Source organism: Methylophilus medardicus, assembly GCF_006363955.1.
GTDB classification, from domain to species: domain Bacteria; phylum Pseudomonadota; class Gammaproteobacteria; order Burkholderiales; family Methylophilaceae; genus Methylophilus; species Methylophilus medardensis.
Window position 1 is genome coordinate 1,625,199 of sequence record NZ_CP040948.1, and the last position, 18,282, is coordinate 1,643,480.

Consider the following 18,282-nt stretch of genomic DNA (forward strand, 5'->3'; position numbering starts at 1 on the left):
TAAATCAGTTACTCTCTGACCAGCTGGTAACCGACACGGTAAATGGTTTGTATCACATTTACGCCGCCGGATACTTCTGATATTTTTTGACGGATACTGCTCAAATGGACATCAATACTACGATCATATTTGACCAGAGGACGTCCCAATGCCTTCACAGACAGATCTTCTTTACTAACAATCGTCCCTGCATGCTTGGCCAAAATTTCAATCAAGCTGAACTCAGTGCTGGTGAATACAATCGGCTTGTCGACCCAGAACACTTTTCTGCGCTCACTTGAAACGACCAATTGTCCGACAACGATGTCGTTGCCTTTTGGCGTATCACTGGTTTGGCGACGCAAAATTGCACGAATTCTTGCCACCAACTCTCGAGGCAGACACGGTTTCTGAACGTAATCGTCAGCGCCGCCCTCTAAGCCCTCGATACGGCCTTCGTTATCGTCTTTGGCCGTCAGCATCAACACCGGAATATCGGAATGTTGTCTCACATTGCGCAAAGTCTGCAAGCCATCTTGGCCTGGCATCATCACATCCAAGATCACCAGGTCGAACTTGCCAGCAAGCACGTATTGCTCACCAGTCAATCCGTCGTGTGCAGTGGTTACAGTGAAGCCCTCCTGCGTCAGAAATTCCTTCAGCATGTTGGCCAATTCAACATCGTCATCAATCAACAGCAGTTTGCTCATTTATGTCCTTTTAGAGATTAGCATATGGCTATCGTATATTTAGCCCTCGAATCTTATGAACAATTAAATTGATTAACAAGCGTAAATAGGTGTTTTTTACCCAAGTTTGCAAGCTGTATATAAATTGTAAACGTGAATTAATTATACACAGTTTAAAGGCACTGACAAATTTAGTCTGCGGTAAACGCTTCACACAATTGACTCAATAGTTGTCCGAACAGCGGTAGAACGTCTTCAGCGCTATGCGGGCTATCATCATCTGTGGTGGCAATCATATAACTAATCGTGACTTTATCCAGATTTTCACGGTACTCCTGCCAATGTTCAGACTCAGCTTCTGCAATTAACTTAAATTTATGAAAACCCGACTCAATCAGCTCGGCAAGCATCTCAGGCGCCAGACCATCAAATAGCGTTTTACCAATAGTGATCTGTGCGCGGTCATAATCAGGCGTGTGCCCGTCCTGCGTCAAAGGCATAAATAAGAATGCAAATACCATCATGCCGAAGCATTGATACACGCCCAGCATATCAAAATCGTTTTGCAACTCATCGGCAGGATGACGCCCGGCTGATTGGATGGCTTTAAAAGTCAAAAAACTTGCCAAGTAATGCACAGAATCCGCCACATCGGCATTGGTGAAGCCCGCGACTGCTTGTGCTTCGGTGGGATCCGCTGCTTGCGTCTGTGCCAGACACAATTGATGCATAAATTTTAAACGTTCTTCGTAAGTCATTTCCATCATGATCCTTTATCTATCAGGGTGCTATTCGATTTCGGGGAGCATTTCTAATTGTTCCTGCGCGTCCAGCCATTGGCCTTCAATCAACGCCAATTGCTTTTGATTTTCACCTTGCGCTTTTAACAGGCTCTGCAACAACTCGCGTTGCGCAGCCTCATACACGGCGCTATCCGCCAACTGATTGTCCAACGCTCTCTTTTCTTGCTCTAACGTTGCCATTTGCGCCTCTAACGCGCTAATAGCCTTGACCAATGGGCGACGCTCCACCAAGCGGGCCTGCCTATCCGCCTTTTGTTGATGATAGCTATTTTGCTTGGCAGCGACGGGCTCACTACTCGCATTGCCGGCGGGCGCATTGAGCAACACTTGTTTGTAATCGTCAAGATCCCCATCGAATACGGTGGCTTGGCCATCCGCAACCAGTACAAATTTTTCACAACACGTGGCGAGTAAAGTACGGTCATGCGACACCATGACCATTCCCCCTTCATACGCCTGCAATGCCATGGACAAGGCATGTCGCATTTCAATATCGAGGTGGTTCGTCGGCTCATCGAGCAGAATCAGGTTGGGTCTCTGCCAAATAAGCATCGCCAAGGCGAGCCGAGATTTTTCGCCACCAGAGAACGGCCCACAAGGACTTTTGGCCATCTCGCCTCTAAAGTCAAAGCCACCTAAAAAGTCGAGCAGCTCTTGCTCTCTGGTCTGTGAATCTAGTCGCTGCAGATGTTGTAGCGGCGAATCGCTCGCCACCAGTTGCTCAAGCTGATGCTGGGCAAAATAGCCTATGCGTAAATCCTTGCCTTCAACCCGCTCGCCCGCAAGCAAGGTTTCAGACTGTGCGAGCGCTTTGATCAAAGTAGATTTACCCGCGCCGTTTTTTCCCAACAAACCGATCCGTTCGCCAGGGCGAATCGCCAAATGACCAAGCTTGACCAGGGTTTGCCCGCTGTAACCCAGCGCCATTTGATTCATGACTAACAATGGGTCTGGAGATGAACCCAGCGCCCTAAAACCAAACGTGAACGGAGAATCAACATGGGCGGCGCTGATGCGTTCCATGCGCTCCAAGGCTTTGATCCGACTTTGTGCTTGACGCGCTTTGGTGGCCTGCGCCCGAAAGCGATCAATGTATTTTTGCAAATGTGCCATTTGCAGCTGTTGCTTCTGGTAACTGGCCTGTTGCAATGTGAGCTTTTCGGCGCGCTGGCGCTCAAAGTCACTATAGCCACCGCGGTACAAGGTCAGCTGCTGTTGTTCAATGTGCAAAATGTGATTGACGGTATTGTCGAGAAATTCACGGTCATGTGAAATCAGCAGCAAAGTGCCACGATACGCACTCAGCCAGCCTTCCAACCAAATGACTGCTTCAATATCTAGGTGGTTAGTGGGCTCGTCCAATAGCAGCAAATCTGAGCGGCACATCAATGCGCGCGCCAAATTTAATCGCATGCGCCAGCCGCCTGAAAAATCGCTCACCGGTTTGCTTAATTGCGCCTGCGAAAAACCTAGGCCAGCGAGCAAAGCACTGGCACGCGATTGCGCACTGTAGCCCTCAATATCGGCCAAGCGCTGGTGCCAATCTGCCAACTGCAAAGGATCAATATCGGCGCCGGCCTCCGCCTGTGCCAGATGAAGTTGCAATGTGCGCAACTCTTCATCGCCGTCCAGCGTGTAATCGAGCGCAGATTGCGCCAGCGCGGGGGTTTCTTGCGCAACGTGCGCAATCACCCATTGTGGCGGCATCAATAGCTCGCCCACATCCGGGGTGAGCTCTCCGCGCAACAAGGCAAATAGCGTGGATTTACCTGCACCGTTGGCACCGGTGAGACCGACACGATGACCCGGGTGCAACTGAAAACTAGCCGCTTCTACCAGTGTTTTACCTGCGCGAGAAAAAGTCAGTTGCTTAAACTGAATCACTGACAATCACTTTCATAAAAGCAAAATTGCAAAAGATTGGCATTTTAAACGAATCACTCCTGCTCTGTCTGAATAATTAGCCGCTTAGTTCGCGCCCGTTTGCGGCTGGACGAGGGTTTTCGAGTAAAATGATTTTTTGTTTATATAACTCGTTGCCCTCCTGCTTACCACCTTATGCCTCTGCAAACAATAAAACGCTGGCTGCTGACCTCTTTGATCGTTATTTTTGTCGTGCTGGCAGGCATTGTTGCGGTGATTCAGTTCTATGTGTTTCCCCATATTGACGATTATCGGGGCCGCATCGAGCAAGCGCTCAGCCAGTCACTCGAGCAGCAAGTCACCATTGCGCATATTGGTATTCGCTGGCGCGGTCTAGCCCCGCAAGTCACCCTCGGCAATGTCACCGTGTTTGATACGCAGCAACGTCCGGCACTCGCGCTGTCGCAAATCACCACCAGACTGTCATGGAGCAGCTTAGTTTTGTTATCCCCTTCGCTGGTAAGCCTCAGCGTGGACGCCCCGACGCTGATGGTGCGGCGGACCAAAGACGGCGAATTATTCTTGGCTGGCATGTCTATGTCCGGGCAAAGCAATCCTGCATTTGCCAACTGGTTGTTGGCACAACGCCGCATCAAGATTTCACATGCCACGGTCACTTGGCTGGACGAACAGCGCCAAGCCCCGCCATTACTGCTCAAGGATTTAAATATCGAAATCTTAACGCCGGTGTGGCAGCGCTTGCTAGATCGCCACAGCATTCACATTGACAGCCTAGTGTCTACCGGTACGCAACAACGTATTACGCTGGAGTCCGTGTTGATTGGGGAAGATGTTGCCAAGCCGCATGCCTGGCATGGTGAAATCTCACTGCGTTTACCCGACACTGACCTCTCTGCTTGGGGGCCATGGCTGGACTTACCCGTCAAAGTCAATGCAGGCAAGGGCAACCTGACCACGACTCTCGCCTTTGACAACCTGCAGATACAGCGCGTCGCGGCACAGGTACAGTTGAAAGATGTGTCGGTGACACCCGCCAACGAGACACAAAGCTACATTGCCAAAACCGCCAGCGGTGAACTGCGCTGGCAACGCGTTGACCAACGCTTCATGGTCACACTCAAACACTTTTCTGCCAACATCCAGCCTGGCCTCATCGTCGAGGATACCAATGGTGAATGGCAATGGGATGCCAAAGACCATGAAGGTGTGGTGACAGTAAAAAAATTCAATCTTGCACAAGGGGCACTGTTTGCACCTTGGCTCCCGCCCGCCTCCCCTGCTGCGCAGTATCTCGAAAACATGGCACCCGCCGGCAATGCCTCTCAAATCAAGGCACACTGGCACTATCAACAAAAGCAATGGCGAGATTATGGCCTAGAAGCCGCGTTCAACCATCTGCATACCGCCCCCTACGCCAATTTGCCCGGGGTGGATAATTGGTCAGGACAGCTATCTGTTCGCCCGAACGCAGGCAGTATTCAACTCGACACTAGCAAAGCCAGTATTACGCTGGCTGGATTGCTCCGCTGGCCGTTACCGATAGACCGTCTGCAAGGTGAGATCGAATGGCGCGATAACGGGCAAAAAACACTGATTAGCACACGAAACCTGCAGTTTAGTAATCCGCACCTCGCCTTGCGTACCAACATGGAGTATCAGTTAGGCGCGGCAGGCGGCGACACGATCCAACTTCAAAGTCAGATCGAACGCGGTGATGCAAAATTTGCGCCATTTTACTACCCGTTATTACTGGGTGAAACGACCCTGCACTGGCTAGATAGCTCAATTCTGAGTGGTCAAGTGCGGCATGGTGAAATCATCGTTAAAGGTCGGGTTAACGGTTTTCCGTATGTGAACGAAGCGCATCAGGCAGACCCCGCACTAGGCCTGTTTAGAGTGACCGCACAAGTCGATCATGCCACCCTGGAATATGGCACCGACTGGCCGGTGATTCAAAACATTGACGCCTTGCTCAAATTTGAGGGTACCCGCATGGATATTGCGGTCAAAAATGGTAGCACGGTCGGTCAGCACATCACGCAGGCGCAGGTCGAAATCCCTAGGCTAGACGCAGACTGGCCGATGCTGAATATCAAAGCGGCGGTGACCGGCAATGTTGAGCAAGGCATTAAATTTGTGAATACGAGCCCAGTGCGGCAAGTGACCATGGGATTTACCGATTTGTTAAAAGGCAGTGGCAGCGCAGAACTCAAGCTGGGCTTGCAAGTGCCACTCAATGATGTCGATGCCAGCCAGTTTCAGGGCGATTATGCGATTAAAAATGGGCACATCGCCGCCAATCCGCAAATTGCCATGCCAGAAATGAGTAACATCAATGGGCATTTGAAGTTCAACGAAAAAGGCCTGCAAGCCCAAGGCGTGCAATTGACGCTGTTTGACAATCCAGCCAACGTCAGCCTGTCGACGCGACCAGACAAGTCCGTAATTATTCAAGGGAGTGGTCGCATCACGGATGCTGCACTCAAAAAACTGGACAATAACGCGCTCACCAGAGCCTTGCATGGCACCACCGACTGGAAAAGCAACCTCTTGATTCAAGCGCCCAATATCCGGCTGGATATCCGTTCACAACTCATCGGCATGGCCATAGACCTGCCCGACCCTGCCAAGAAAAGCGTTGAGACGCCAGCTAATTTAACGATCCGTTTCCGCCAAGAGGCGAACCAACCAGACAAAGTTGCCATTCATTACAATGACTGGATGCATGCTAACTTTCTGCGCCCTGCCAATAGTGCAGCCACCTTCAACGCGGGTGAAATCGCACTCAATACGCCAGCTCGGTTACCGGTGGGGGATGGCATTAATTTACGGGCTGACTTTCAAAAACTCAACCTCGATGATTGGCTGGCCTACCTGAACCAAGGCGGGAGCAATCCAACGTCTGACGCCTCCTCTGTGGCACTCAATCAAATTGAACTGACCGCTGGCACTTTGCATGTGTTTGACCGCAACCTGCATCAAATCAAAGTCAACATATCACCCTTCAATGAGCGCTTAAAATTAGCGATACAAAGCCAAGAGTTGGCGGGCGAGGCCGACTGGCTCTCAGGCAAACCCAGCAAATTAGTCGCAAAATTGAACTACCTGCGCATCCCACGCAGCATGGATACCGACAACAGCCCTAGTCCGGCTGAAGTGCGCCGTCTCGACATGACCTACCCCGAGCTAGAAATCACGGCGCAAGACTTTCAGTTTGGCGATAAACAATTGGGCAGTCTTGATTTGAAAGCTTACAACAGCGGGGAAAGCTGGGTGATCCAGCGCATGAACATCAGCAACAGTGATAGTCAGCTCACGGCCGATGGCACTTGGCGTAACTCGGTACGCAGTCCGCAAACCATGCTGAAATTCAACTTAAATTCGAGCAACCTTGGCAAAACATTGCAGCGTTTTCAACCTGGGGGTGAAATGGTCAAAGGCGGCACTGGCACGATGAATGGTCAGCTGGGCTGGCCAGGTAGTCCACATGAGTTTGCGGTTGAACGGCTAGATGGCAACTTTACAATGCAGTTAGAAAAAGGTCAGATTCTAAAAGTACAACCCGGTGTCGGCCGCCTCTTGGGCTTACTCAGCCTGCAAAGCCTGCCGCGGCGCTTAACATTGGATTTCCGCGACCTGTTTAGTGAGGGCTTTGCTTTTGACAAAATCACCTCCACGGCCAATATCAAGGATGGAATTTTAAGAAGCGATGACCTGTTCATGACCGGCCCAGCAGCAGAAGCCAAAATCAAGGGTGAGACTAACTTAAAGGCAGAAACACAGCGCCTGCGCGTCAAAGTGGTGCCGCACATCAGTGACTCAGTGTCGCTTGCGGCGCTGGCTGGCGGCCCTATTGTGGGGGTAGCCGCATTTGTGGCGCAAAAATTACTCAAGGATCCACTGAACAAAATCAGTGCCAGTGAGTATATGATTACGGGCACTTGGGATAATCCACTGGAGGGCGAAGTGGATAAAAAAGTGGCGCCGTCTGCGCCGACACCGGCGAAAATATTACATTAACGTCAACATGATTTTTTAACGGAAGATTGACCATGGCAGAGAAAAAAACTAAAAAATTAAAATCAGCCGCCAGTGATGACATCGTCAAAGTGGCGGCGATTCAGATGGCCTCCAGCCCGAGCGTGGCCGCCAATCTGGTTGAAGCCAAGCGGCTGATTGAAATGGCCGCCAAAGCGGGTGCAAAACTGGTGGTGTTGCCTGAATATTTTTGCATCATGGGACTCAAGGATTTTGACAAAGTCACTATCCGTGAAAAACCCAATGATGGACCGATTCAACATTTTTTAAGCAAAACGGCCAAGGCTTATAAAATATGGATTGTGGCCGGTAGCGTGCCGCTCGAGAGCAATTACGCGAACAAAGTGCGTAACAGTTGCTTGGTGTATAACGACAAAGGTGAGCAAGTCGCCCGCTATGACAAAATTCATTTGTTCGGTCTGGATATGGGCACCGAGCATTATCATGAAGAGAATACGATCGAGCCCGGTGATACCGTGGTCACGGTGGATACGCCGTTTGGCCGGATTGGTTTGTCTATTTGTTATGATCTCCGCTTTCCAGAACTATTCCGCGCCATGGGCGAAGTAGATATGATTGTGGTGCCTTCCGCCTTTACCGAAACTACGGGCAAAGCGCATTGGGAAACGCTGGTGCGTGCGCGTGCGGTTGAAAATCTGAGTTACGTGATTGCATCCGCACAAGGCGGTTATCACTTATCTGGTCGCGAAACCCATGGTAACAGTATGATTGTGGATCCTTGGGGCGTGGTGCTCGATCGCTTACCGCGAGGTTCAGGCATTGTGGTGGCCAACGTCAACCGCAACTACATTAAAAATTTACGCCAGAGCCTACCGGCACTCAAACACAAAACCATTAAGGCAATTTCATGAAAAATCAGTGAGACCTCCGGGCACTCTTGCACTGAAATTGACTCCAACCCGTATGTTTTAATTAAGTTGAATCGCTATGCAAACGCTACTGACTACTGCCAATGACTTACTGCTACGCCCCTCTGGGCTAGATCAGGCTGCTTTAAGCAGCGTGCTGTCTGGCATGATGACCCACAATATTGATTACGCCGACTTGTATTTTCAGTACAGTCGCAGTGAATCTTGGGGGCTAGAAGAAGGCCAGGTCAAATCGGGGAGTTTTAATATCGATCAAGGCGTGGGAGTGCGTGCTGTGAGTGGCGAAAAAACCGCCTTTGCCTACTCTGATGATATTCATCTAGACGCCTTACAACAAGCCGCACATGCGACACGCGCCATCGCAAGCCTGGGTCAAGAGAAAATTGGTCACAGCATCCTCACGCGCAGCCACAACCCGCTATATTTGCCGCAAGACCCAATCGCTAGTCTCAGTGCAGATGCTAAAGTGCGTTTATTAGAAAAACTTGAACGTTTTGCCAAGGCGCAAGACCCGCGCATTACACAAGTGATGGCCTCCATCGCAGCAGAGTACGAAGTGGTGCTGGTGGCGCGCAGCGACGGCATCATGGCTGGCGATGTCAGACCATTGGTGCGTTTATCGTTGCAGGTGATTGCAGAGCACAATGGGCGCCGCGAGCAAGGCTCTAGCGGCGGCGGTGGCCGTTTCGATTATAGTTACTTTACCGATGATGTCTTGCAAGATTACGCCCAAAAAGCGGCCCATCAGGCGTTGGTCAATTTGGATGCTCGTCCTGCACCCGCGGGCAGCATGACAGTGGTACTCGGCAATGGCTGGCCAGGCATTTTATTGCATGAGGCTATTGGTCATGGCTTGGAGGGTGACTTCAACCGCAAAGGCAGTAGCGCCTTTAGCAATATGATCGGCCAACAAGTCGCGGCCAAAGGCATCACCATTGTCGATGATGGCACGATGCAGGACCGCCGTGGCTCGCTGACCATGGACGATGAGGGAAATGCGCCACAAAATACGGTGCTGATCGAAGACGGTATTCTGCGTGGCTATATCCAAGATACCCTTAACGCACGCCTGATGGGTATGGGCCTCACAGGTAATGCACGCCGTGAAAGTTACGCGCACATCCCAATGCCACGCATGACCAATACCTACATGCTTAACGGCGACAAAGATCCGCAGGAGATCATCAAGTCGGTTAAAAAAGGCCTATATGCTGCCAACTTTGGCGGTGGTCAGGTCGACATTACCAGTGGTAAATTCGTGTTTAGCGCCGCCGAGGCCTACATGATCGAGGATGGCAAAATTACTTACCCCGTCAAAGGAGCCACCCTCATAGGCAACGGCCCCGATGTACTCACCAAAGTCAGCATGATAGGCAATGATATGGCGCTGGATAGTGGTGTGGGCACTTGCGGCAAAGAGGGGCAAAGCGTCCCAGTGGGCGTGGGCCAGCCCACCTTGAAAATTGATGGCTTGACGGTGGGCGGCACATCAGCCTAAGGCGCTGCATCAAAGGGCTCAAACAAAAAAGGCTGCCGTTGGCAGCCTTTTTTTAGTCTGATGGCTTATTTTTGACGGCGTAAACCGAACATTCCCATCAGCAACAAACCGAAGCCAAGCAACCCTGCCGCTGAAGGCTCTGGCACCGTCGCGACGGATGAAACGACTTGAATCACACCGTACTTTGGTCCTTCAAATGGGTCGATATTTGCCAGGTCATTCCAGTTACCAAAACGTGTACCACCTGCAAAATTTAAGTAGGTGTGTACATAATTTTCAGCATCTGCATTGTAGCTGTTAGAGTTGTTTGGCTCACCTGGTGACCACTGTGTATAGCTAGAAGTGGATCCATCGGCCCAAGTAAACTGACTTGGATTATTTGGATTGCGTGAGTAACCGATCCAAAATGAATGGGTGAGACCCCACTGATTGAATGCCTGCGTCGTCAACCAAGTATTTTCTGCGGCATTATCAATGGTTAACAAGTGCCCGCCCAGTGTTTGTGCAAACGCCTCACTGTTGGTCCAGGTATCGGCTGACAGCAACTGATAAGTGCTGCCGTTGTAGGTGTCTGTGGCGATCACTGAAACTGCCGCTTGGGCGTTTAATGAGATGGCTGCCAGCACCGAGATGGTTAATAAATTTAGACTGTATCGCATGTATTTCCCCTATTGATATTTTTGATTGTCATAAAACTCGCATTCACGCGTTTGTTGCGCGGGTTTGCTCACTTAACCTCAACGCATACTGCAAACTTCGCAGTACATTGACACTTTAAAATAACAACAGAAAACAGAACAATAGCTCGACAGGGCTAATGATTGCCGCACAAACCATTATCATAATTTAACAAATAATTTTTTAGGGATGTGTGCGAACAATAGCGACATGGTCACGCCTAGTCGCAGCAAACCATACGATGTAAGCGTAACAGACGATGGGCAGAATAAAGGCATGATGCAGGTCGAACCTGTCAGCAATGAGCCCAGTCAGTAAGGGGATCACTGCGCCACCCACAATCGCGGTCGCTAATAACCCTGAACCGCGCTTTTCTTGACCAGATGCCAGCCCCTTGATCGCAAGGGTGAAGATGGTTGGAAACATAATCGAATTGCACAACCCCACCGCCAGCATGCTAAATACCGCCAGCATGCCGGAGGCATTCATCGAGATCGCAATGAATATAATCGCAATCGTTGCATGGGCGGCCAGCACGCGCGCAGGCGAAAATGTGTTTAAGCTAAAGATGCCAACGAAACGTCCGACCATCGCGGCGCCCCAATATAAGGCGACGAAAGACGCGGCTTTCGCTTCTGGCATCTGTGTCAGCTCTTTAATGTAGTTGACCAAAAAGCTGCCAATGGCGACTTCGGCGCCCACATAACAAAAAATGCCGATCATCCCGAGTAAAAGCCCACGTTGCTGGAGCACCTGACGCCAAGGCTTGTCATGATGGTCCGGCTGTTCTAGCCCCGACAACTGAATGCGTGACAAAACAAATGCAATCACGATCAGCACCGCAGCGATGCCTAAATACGGATAGACCACCCCTTCTGCCTGATTCACATTCACCAGCGCAGAAAGAATAAAATAAGCCCCAAAAAAAGGTGCAATAAAAGTACCCAGAGAGTTAAATGCTTGCGCCATGGTCAAGCGTGATGAGGCCGTGGCAGGCGGTCCAATGACGGAGACACAAGGATTAGCCGCCACCTGCAATAGGACGATGCCAGAAGCCAACACAAATAAAGCAGCCAAAAATAAGGCATACATATGCAACGCAACTGCCGGGTAAAACAACAGGCAGCCCACTGCCGCCAGCGAAAAACCGATCACCATCCCCGTTTGATAACCCACTTTTTCAATCAACTGACTAAACGGAATCGAAGTCAGCCCGTAGGCGGCGAAAAAACAAAACTGCACCAATGCCGCCTGGCTATAACTTAGTGAAAAGACGGCTTTCAAATAAGGCACCAAAATATCGTTTAAACAGGTGATCAATCCCATCATAAAAAACAGGATGGTGAGGGATGTCATGGCTTTTTTATACATACAGTCTTTCAAATAGCATCAGGCAGCCACTACAGCATAAATGGGGCCGCTTTGGAAGTTGCTTTTCACTGAATGCGCCCTTTCTGCTTATATTCGCCTTCGGGATCAAGCGCAAACACAACAATTACATATTTAAATCATATGCAAAGCAACGCTTGTGCAATGAGCGCCTTGACGATGCATGCCCAGCCCTTTTACTATTTCCATACCGCGACCAAAAGTCGACGCTCGTTCATTTCACTCTAACCCATGGAGAACAGTATGGCAGCAAGCAAACCCTCAGACGCATCCGCAAAAAAAGTCTCCCCCGCTAAAAAACCGGCCACAAAAACGACCAGCGCAACCTCGGCAAAACCCGTCGCTACGCGCAAAAAAACTGTCAAACCCACCATCCAATCGACAGTCATTACGAGCAGTGACCGTTTTAAAATGATTGAAGTGGCCGCTTATTACATTGCCGAGAAAAGTGGATTTGGCCATGATCATTTGCATTATTGGTTGCAAGCCGAACAAGAGATTGACGCTAAACTAAATGCCTAACGGCACACTCGACCAGCAGCACGACGTTTCACTTTAAACAGCAAAGCATCAATATCCCCCGGATATTGATGCTTTGTTATGCCTGTGGGTAAAACCCTCAACCCACTCAATCTTCACCTTTGCGTACGCATAGGGCCAACAATTGCGGAATGAATCTTTAAGGCATACACTCCTGTTAACTTAACTTAACAGGAGGTGGATATGCCAACACTCAAAGATTTCACCATGCGTGACCACTGGCGTGAAACGCTGGTTGGGCGCGTCACCATTCGTGTTTTATTTTATTGTGATGATGCAGACGAGTCTTGGATGGCTGTCGACAAAAACACAGGCAATGCCAAACGAGGATTCAAAGATGAATTTGGTCTCGGTCTACTCAAAACGACGCTCCAAAACCAAAGCACTTTTTTTACACGTTATCAGGTGGATGTAGTCAATCGGTTTTATGACTACGACAACCAAGGGAATGTGATTCACAACCCTGCATTACTGCAAAATCCGCATCGTTTAACGCAAGCCATGCTAAACAAATACTCACAGATTTGGATGTTTGGCATGCATTACGGAAACCATATGGACCCAGCCCCTAACTTTGGCGGAATAAAGTTTGACAAAAACGCCAATGATCAAGAGTTTACAGAGGAGGAAATTCGGCTTTTACGTCAATGGATGGATGCTGGAGGGGGGGTATTAGTCACAGGCGATCATTCCAATTGGTTGAAGGATCAAGCAGATTATTACAATCTTGGCCGCGCCTTAGGAAAAAACATTCCACGGGCCGGAGAAATGCGGGTGTGGATGGGTAATCCGGTCAGCCAAGGCAACAGTCAGTTAGGTCTTTATCATGTCGATACCGCTGGCGATAATGATATGTCCAACATGCCCAAACAAGAAGATGATCAACCACAGGCGACTAGGGTGAAATACCATTGGCAACTGAGGCATGAATATATAGGTGGCCCATTCGGTGATGCTTATATCCCAGAACGCGTTGCTCACCCATTGTTTGCCGCCCCAATCTCGGCAGATAATCCAAACGGCGTTATCGATATTTTTCCAGACCATGTCCACGAAGGTGCACTGCGAATCCCAGCTAACCTATCAGAGCGAGACTGGCCAAAGTATGGGAGCAAGCCATTAAAACCGGAAATCATTAGTTGGGGGATCAATCAAGCCGCTGACGCCAATCAACAAGAGGTTGGCTTGGTCGCAGCTTATCAAGGAAAACTGTGCGGAGTGGGTAACATTGTGGCTGACTCAACCTGGCATCACTACATTAATGTGAACCTGATCGGCTTTGTCCATCATGACAACACGCCGGATAAAACATTACGAAGAATGGGCCAATTTTATGCCAATCTCGCGCGTTACCTTTGCAATCAAACTGTGCTCAACAAATTGTTAATCAATGCGTTGGCAGTGGTGGCGGGCTCGGCCGGTATTCGAGAGATACACAGTGCTTCTATTGAGCAAAAAGGCCGCTACGCATGCAATTTCTTGGCCCAAGAAGGGTTACTGTCCTTGGCGGATAGTGTCATGCACAATCTTCACGCGCAACAATTAGCGTTGGGCGCAAAAACCAATGAAGCACTACCGGGCATTAATCAGCAATGGGTCATCGGGCATTTAATCGAAACCTTGCAGACAACCACCATCGAATTAGATGACCATCTCCACATGCTCGATACCGAAGCTTTATTCGCACAGAGTCACAAACAAGCCTTGTTAGAAGCGCGAAAACAGCGTACCCGACAATTGACACGATTTAAAAGAATGACCAGCCATTTACTTGAGCGGTCCAACAGTCACTTGCGGGCTCACCGCTAGTCGGGTGCCTTCAGCTCAATGTAAGCCCAGAGATTTAGGCGACAAAGTTGCCGCACTAAACTGAATATCCGCCCCGCTATGTTGCGCGTATTGTAAAAAACCCAACACTTCAGGATGACTCAAGCGCAAGCCGTAGGCAATATAGGGGTATTCAGAGAGCGGGACCTGTTTTTGAAAAAATGACCACTGCGGACTGGGGTTGTAAAAACGCTCGACCAGACTGGTAATCGCCAATAACTCATATCGTCCGTGCGCATTGAGCAGCAACCATGGCCCACCAGAATCTCCCGCAGTAGGCATCGGAATCGTATGGTCGTATTCGTTCAATGCGTTCAGGCGGTTCACAGCAAGCAATGCATGTTCGGCATGCACTAACGCTTGCGTATAGGCAAACTGCGTTTGCGCTTGCAGATGCAGCATTTCGTCTTTTTCACGGTAGGCTTTGGGTAATACCTGATAAAAATCAGATAAATCCGTGATCAGCTTGCGCTCACCGCAACGCGGATGCCGCGTGTCGACCTCTCCGTAGCCATGCCCATAACCACAAATCATCAACTGATCGGGTAGACTATCCTCTAGTCGAATCGGCAAGGCATGAATCACGCCATTGACCCGTGCATCAAACACTAAGACAGCAATATCTTGGGTGATATTTTCAGCGACTGTTTCAAACGGCCGATAAAAAGCCTGCGTCATCTTGGGCGAATCAATACCCAATAACGCAGGTTGGACAATCGCGAGCATGGGTAAGGATTGCGGGCCGGTGAGCCGCACCTCTTTCAGGCAATGCGCTGCGGTAATTAACGTCAGCGGTTTGAGCCCTACGATGGCTGCACTGCAGATCGAATCGTAATATTCCCACTTTTCAACGGATTGTAAAAAATGTGCATGCTGAATCGTGAGCTTGACCGTAGAAATTGCGACCCCAGGAAAGGCCAATCCATGAATAATGGCCTGACTTGGCTGACCAATCGTTAATCCCATACACGCCACGACCAAGGGAAGCAGCCGTCTTAACCAAGCAATCGCCACCTGCGCGCTCTGCATCAGCGCCTGCCTTAGCGCAAACTTTTGTTGGCATTGTTTTTAAGCTCAATCGGGCCAAAACAACTTTCAAGGGAGGGGTCATCATCATCGCAGGCGATAAATCGACTGCCGTCCGGGGTAAACAACAAGAAACTGGTTTGCTCACTGCCCACTTTTGCGGTTTGCTGGTTACAGTCCTGCGAATGATTGGTCTGCGTCACTCGGTGGCTTAACTTAAAAAACCCCTGGGCATCCGGTTGCGGCGTGACCTCATAACGCGCCTCGAGCTGCTCGTCACCACTGCTAAACACCGCCGTACCGTCTTCTTTAAACCAATAGGTTTCAAGGCAGTGCGTGTCTGGCAACGTTGATTCCCAATAGCCGATTAAAGGATGCTTAAGCGATCTTGGATCGCTGTCTGCGCGCGTTGCCAGCCCAATAAAAAGCAGAGTTGCAGCAAGCATGCATCGTATCCATGCCGCCTTATGATTGTTTCGTTGACCACGCATGACACCCTCCAGACTTGAAATAAGCGAATGCAGTCAGCCATTGTGATAGAGAAATCCGCCCAGGCACCAGTGAATGATTCCCGACATCACCGGCCAGCTCTCCCTGAGCAGCGCATTTAAAAGTGACCCCCAATCGGCATAAAAAAACCCCGGACAGGACCGGGGTTTTTGTGCAGAAAAGCAGATTTACTTCATCACACGGTTACGGTATTCACCAGTACGCGTGTCGATTTCAATCTTGTCGCCTTGGTTTACAAACAGCGGCACTGGAATTTCAAAACCAGAGCCGATCTTGGCAGGCTTCATGACCTTTCCGGATGTATCGCCCTTCACAGCGGGTTCGGTGTAAGTGATTTCACGCACAACGGTGGTTGGCAATTCGATTGAAATCGCTTTGCCATCATAGAAACGGACTTCACAAGGCATCCCATCTTCCAGGTATGGCAGTGCATCTTCCATAAACTCAGCGTCAACATCGTACTGGTTATACTCAGCATCCATAAACACATAGGTTGGGTCTGCAAAATAAGAGTACGTCACTTCTTTCTTTTCTAATACGATGACATCAAACTTGTCTTGCGCGTTGTAAACGTTTTCGCTTGGCGCTTCGGTTAACAAGTTTTTCATTTTCATTTTCACCACAGCCGCATTACGGCCGGATTTGTTATATTCGGTTTTTACAACAACCATCGGGTCGTTGCCAATCATCACTACGTTGCCAACGCGGAGCTCTTGAGCGATTTTCATAAATAAGCCTTAATTTGTATGCGGGATTTGAAAGCGCCGAATTATACCCGATGTGCGAGGCATTTCTCAATAAAAATCACCAAGTTAGTGACCAAATCTGCTTGTTGGGATTGCCGTGTTTTAAAGGCCGTTGCATGGTGGCTAATCTGTGGCCACGCCTGCAGTAATGCCTGCCAGTGCTCAGTCTGCCATGTCCCTTGCGCCCAGGCTAACATGGCATTGCGCAAACTATGTTCGGCTGTGGTGCCGGTGGACAATGGCAGGTAATGATCCATAAACGCCTCTAGCTTGCGCAAATGGGTGTCTTCGCTCTGTTGATAGGGTTGCCATATCATCGGCTTGCCTGCCCAAAGTGCTCGAATCCAGCTATCTTCACCACGCACAAAATTAAAGTCACATAACGTAAGCAAGCGATCGTAATCGGGTTGCGACAAAAACGGCAAGATGTAATAAGTGCAGTTTTGACGCGCAATACGCTCCCCCACTTGCAATTTGCTGACGCCTAGTGTGTCAGCCAGCATTGGCGCGATGGTTTCTGGCACCAATAAGCGTACTGGGTTCAGAGAATGTTGCAGACTTTCCACCAGTGCCGCGAGTGGTGCATGCGCATAGCAAAACAGCGATAAGGTGAGCAGATCCGGGGCAGCGGTCAAGCCTACCGCTTGCCATTGCGCATCGGCTTGTAACGCAGGCAAAGACGCTTCACGTAACAATCCGCCGGTCGCTGGGGTAAAGCCCGGGTAAAAAAAATAGCGCACGAGACCATTGGCCTGTGGCGAGGGCTGGGCATGAAAGCTTTCAACCCATGGTTCGGCAGACAAGTAATCGACATTCAACCAAATTGATCGCTGGCGCAGCATGGCTTGCTGATACGCCGCAGGAAGCTCACAACCAAAGGTTTCGATGACGACGTCTGCCGCTTGGGTGAACGCTGCTGTTGCATGCCAATGTTGTAAAGTAATGCGCGGATGCCCTACCACAGCAAACTGTTTGGCCAGTGCAACATCATCTACCCACAGCTGAATCGTCACCCCATATTCACTGGCCAGCTGCTGGGCTAAACGCCAGCTGACACCAATATCGCCGAAGTTATCGACAATTTTGCAAAAAATATCCACGCGGGAAGGCATGAATGCAGACAAATGCATAGTGAACAGCCGCAGCTCGTTGAATCAAAGGGGTTAGTGTAACCGAAGCAAGCTGACTAAGCTTGCTCAGCCATCAATGCAGAGGTGTCGGCGGTTTTGAGCCAGGTGAGCTGCAACACTTTGGCGTCAGTAGAGGCGCGGTGTTGCTGTAATGCGAAGGTTTCGCGGACGCTTAGCTTGGTGTCATGCCACAGCGCTTTTTGTGCGGGACTCAACGTCAGCCCTAAATCCTCAAGTTTGAAGTTAGGGCTCAAACCAGCGGCTTCATACAAACTGTGTAACCAAACGAAATCTTGGTACCAACCGTCGGTATAGACGGTTTTACCGGCAAATACATGATTCAAGTGCAACGCGATTTCGCGCGCGGTTTGACCAAACGCCTCTAGCGATTGGCGCGACTGCTGGTGCAGTTTTTCTGCTTCAGAGTCCCAATGCAGCCAATCGGCATGCGGTTGCACTTGTGCACTCCACGGATGGCCAATGGCATCGACGTAACCGATTTCGACTGGGTAACTACCCACGCCAAAGCCGGACGCTTCAATATCTAAAATAATCGGGGGGCTCATATGCATTTGCGTATTGTGTATAAGCTAGTCATCGTCAAAACAACAGCTTTCTTTAATTTGAGGCAATTATACGCAGTTTGCTGCGCTTC

15 protein-coding genes are annotated in these 18,282 nt (G+C 49.8%); 5 read left to right on the forward strand and 10 right to left on the reverse strand.

Annotated features, from left to right (window positions below; genetic code table 11):
* Window positions 1–8: 8 nt before the first annotated feature.
* The 3 genes from FIT99_RS07830 to FIT99_RS07840 all read right to left on the reverse strand — a co-directional run bounded on the left by FIT99_RS07830 (window position 9) and on the right by FIT99_RS07840 (window position 3,355).
* Window positions 9–689 carry a response regulator transcription factor gene (locus FIT99_RS07830; RefSeq protein ID WP_140003773.1) on the reverse strand — a complete coding sequence of 227 codons (681 nt, stop codon included), beginning with the start codon at window positions 687–689 and terminating at the stop codon, window positions 9–11.
* Window positions 690–859: 170 nt separating this feature from the next.
* Window positions 860–1,432 carry a hypothetical protein gene (locus FIT99_RS07835; protein ID WP_140004694.1) on the reverse strand — a complete coding sequence of 191 codons (573 nt, stop codon included), beginning with the start codon at window positions 1,430–1,432 and terminating at the stop codon, window positions 860–862.
* 24 nt (window positions 1,433–1,456) lie between these two features.
* Window positions 1,457–3,355, reverse strand: a complete 1,899-nt coding sequence (locus FIT99_RS07840; protein WP_189524722.1) for an ATP-binding cassette domain-containing protein — start codon at window positions 3,353–3,355, stop codon at window positions 1,457–1,459.
* Between the two features lie 174 nt (window positions 3,356–3,529).
* Between FIT99_RS07840 and FIT99_RS07845 the strand changes: the two genes are divergently transcribed.
* From FIT99_RS07845 to tldD, 3 genes are all read left to right on the forward strand, one after another.
* Window positions 3,530–7,375 carry a YhdP family protein gene (locus tag FIT99_RS07845; protein WP_140003775.1) on the forward strand — a complete coding sequence of 1,282 codons (3,846 nt, stop codon included), beginning with the start codon at window positions 3,530–3,532 and terminating at the stop codon, window positions 7,373–7,375.
* A gap of 32 nt (window positions 7,376–7,407) precedes the next feature.
* A complete protein-coding gene (locus FIT99_RS07850; protein WP_140003776.1) occupies window positions 7,408–8,265 on the forward strand; it encodes a carbon-nitrogen hydrolase family protein in 858 nt (285 codons plus the stop codon).
* Window positions 8,266–8,341: 76 nt separating this feature from the next.
* Window positions 8,342–9,781 carry a metalloprotease TldD gene (gene tldD, locus FIT99_RS07855; protein ID WP_140003777.1) on the forward strand — a complete coding sequence of 480 codons (1,440 nt, stop codon included), beginning with the start codon at window positions 8,342–8,344 and terminating at the stop codon, window positions 9,779–9,781.
* 65 nt (window positions 9,782–9,846) lie between these two features.
* Here tldD and FIT99_RS07860 read toward each other — a convergent pair whose 3' ends face one another.
* Together FIT99_RS07860 and FIT99_RS07865 are read right to left on the reverse strand one after the other, a co-directional pair.
* Complete coding sequence (locus tag FIT99_RS07860; protein WP_140004695.1) at window positions 9,847–10,440, reverse strand: C-type lectin domain-containing protein; 594 nt, start codon at window positions 10,438–10,440, stop codon at window positions 9,847–9,849.
* Window positions 10,441–10,642: 202 nt separating this feature from the next.
* Entirely contained in the window at window positions 10,643–11,815 is a 1,173-nt protein-coding gene (locus tag FIT99_RS07865; RefSeq protein WP_223261149.1) for a sugar MFS transporter, read from the reverse strand.
* 276 nt (window positions 11,816–12,091) lie between these two features.
* On the opposite strand from FIT99_RS07865, the gene FIT99_RS07870 reads away from it, so the two are divergent.
* A complete protein-coding gene (locus tag FIT99_RS07870) occupies window positions 12,092–12,370 on the forward strand; it encodes a DUF2934 domain-containing protein (RefSeq protein ID WP_140003779.1) in 279 nt (92 codons plus the stop codon).
* Between the two features lie 201 nt (window positions 12,371–12,571).
* On the forward strand, window positions 12,572–14,197 hold the full coding sequence (locus tag FIT99_RS07875; RefSeq protein WP_140003780.1) for a hypothetical protein: 1,626 nt from the start codon (window positions 12,572–12,574) through the stop codon (window positions 14,195–14,197).
* Between the two features lie 15 nt (window positions 14,198–14,212).
* On the opposite strand, the gene FIT99_RS07880 is transcribed toward FIT99_RS07875, so the two are convergent.
* From FIT99_RS07880 to FIT99_RS07900, 5 genes are all read right to left on the reverse strand, one after another.
* On the reverse strand, window positions 14,213–15,244 hold the full coding sequence (locus FIT99_RS07880; RefSeq protein ID WP_223261150.1) for a trypsin-like serine peptidase: 1,032 nt from the start codon (window positions 15,242–15,244) through the stop codon (window positions 14,213–14,215).
* Window positions 15,245–15,255: 11 nt separating this feature from the next.
* Window positions 15,256–15,687: a hypothetical protein gene (locus tag FIT99_RS07885; RefSeq protein WP_223261151.1), complete on the reverse strand. Its 432-nt coding sequence runs from the start codon at window positions 15,685–15,687 to the stop codon at window positions 15,256–15,258.
* 231 nt (window positions 15,688–15,918) lie between these two features.
* Entirely contained in the window at window positions 15,919–16,479 is a 561-nt protein-coding gene (gene efp, locus FIT99_RS07890) for an elongation factor P (protein WP_140003781.1), read from the reverse strand.
* A gap of 41 nt (window positions 16,480–16,520) precedes the next feature.
* Window positions 16,521–17,609, reverse strand: coding sequence for an elongation factor P maturation arginine rhamnosyltransferase EarP (earP, locus tag FIT99_RS07895; RefSeq protein WP_223261152.1), 1,089 nt, complete (start codon window positions 17,607–17,609; stop codon window positions 16,521–16,523).
* Between the two features lie 74 nt (window positions 17,610–17,683).
* A complete protein-coding gene (locus tag FIT99_RS07900; RefSeq protein ID WP_140003783.1) occupies window positions 17,684–18,193 on the reverse strand; it encodes a hypothetical protein in 510 nt (169 codons plus the stop codon).
* Window positions 18,194–18,282 lie beyond the last annotated feature (89 nt).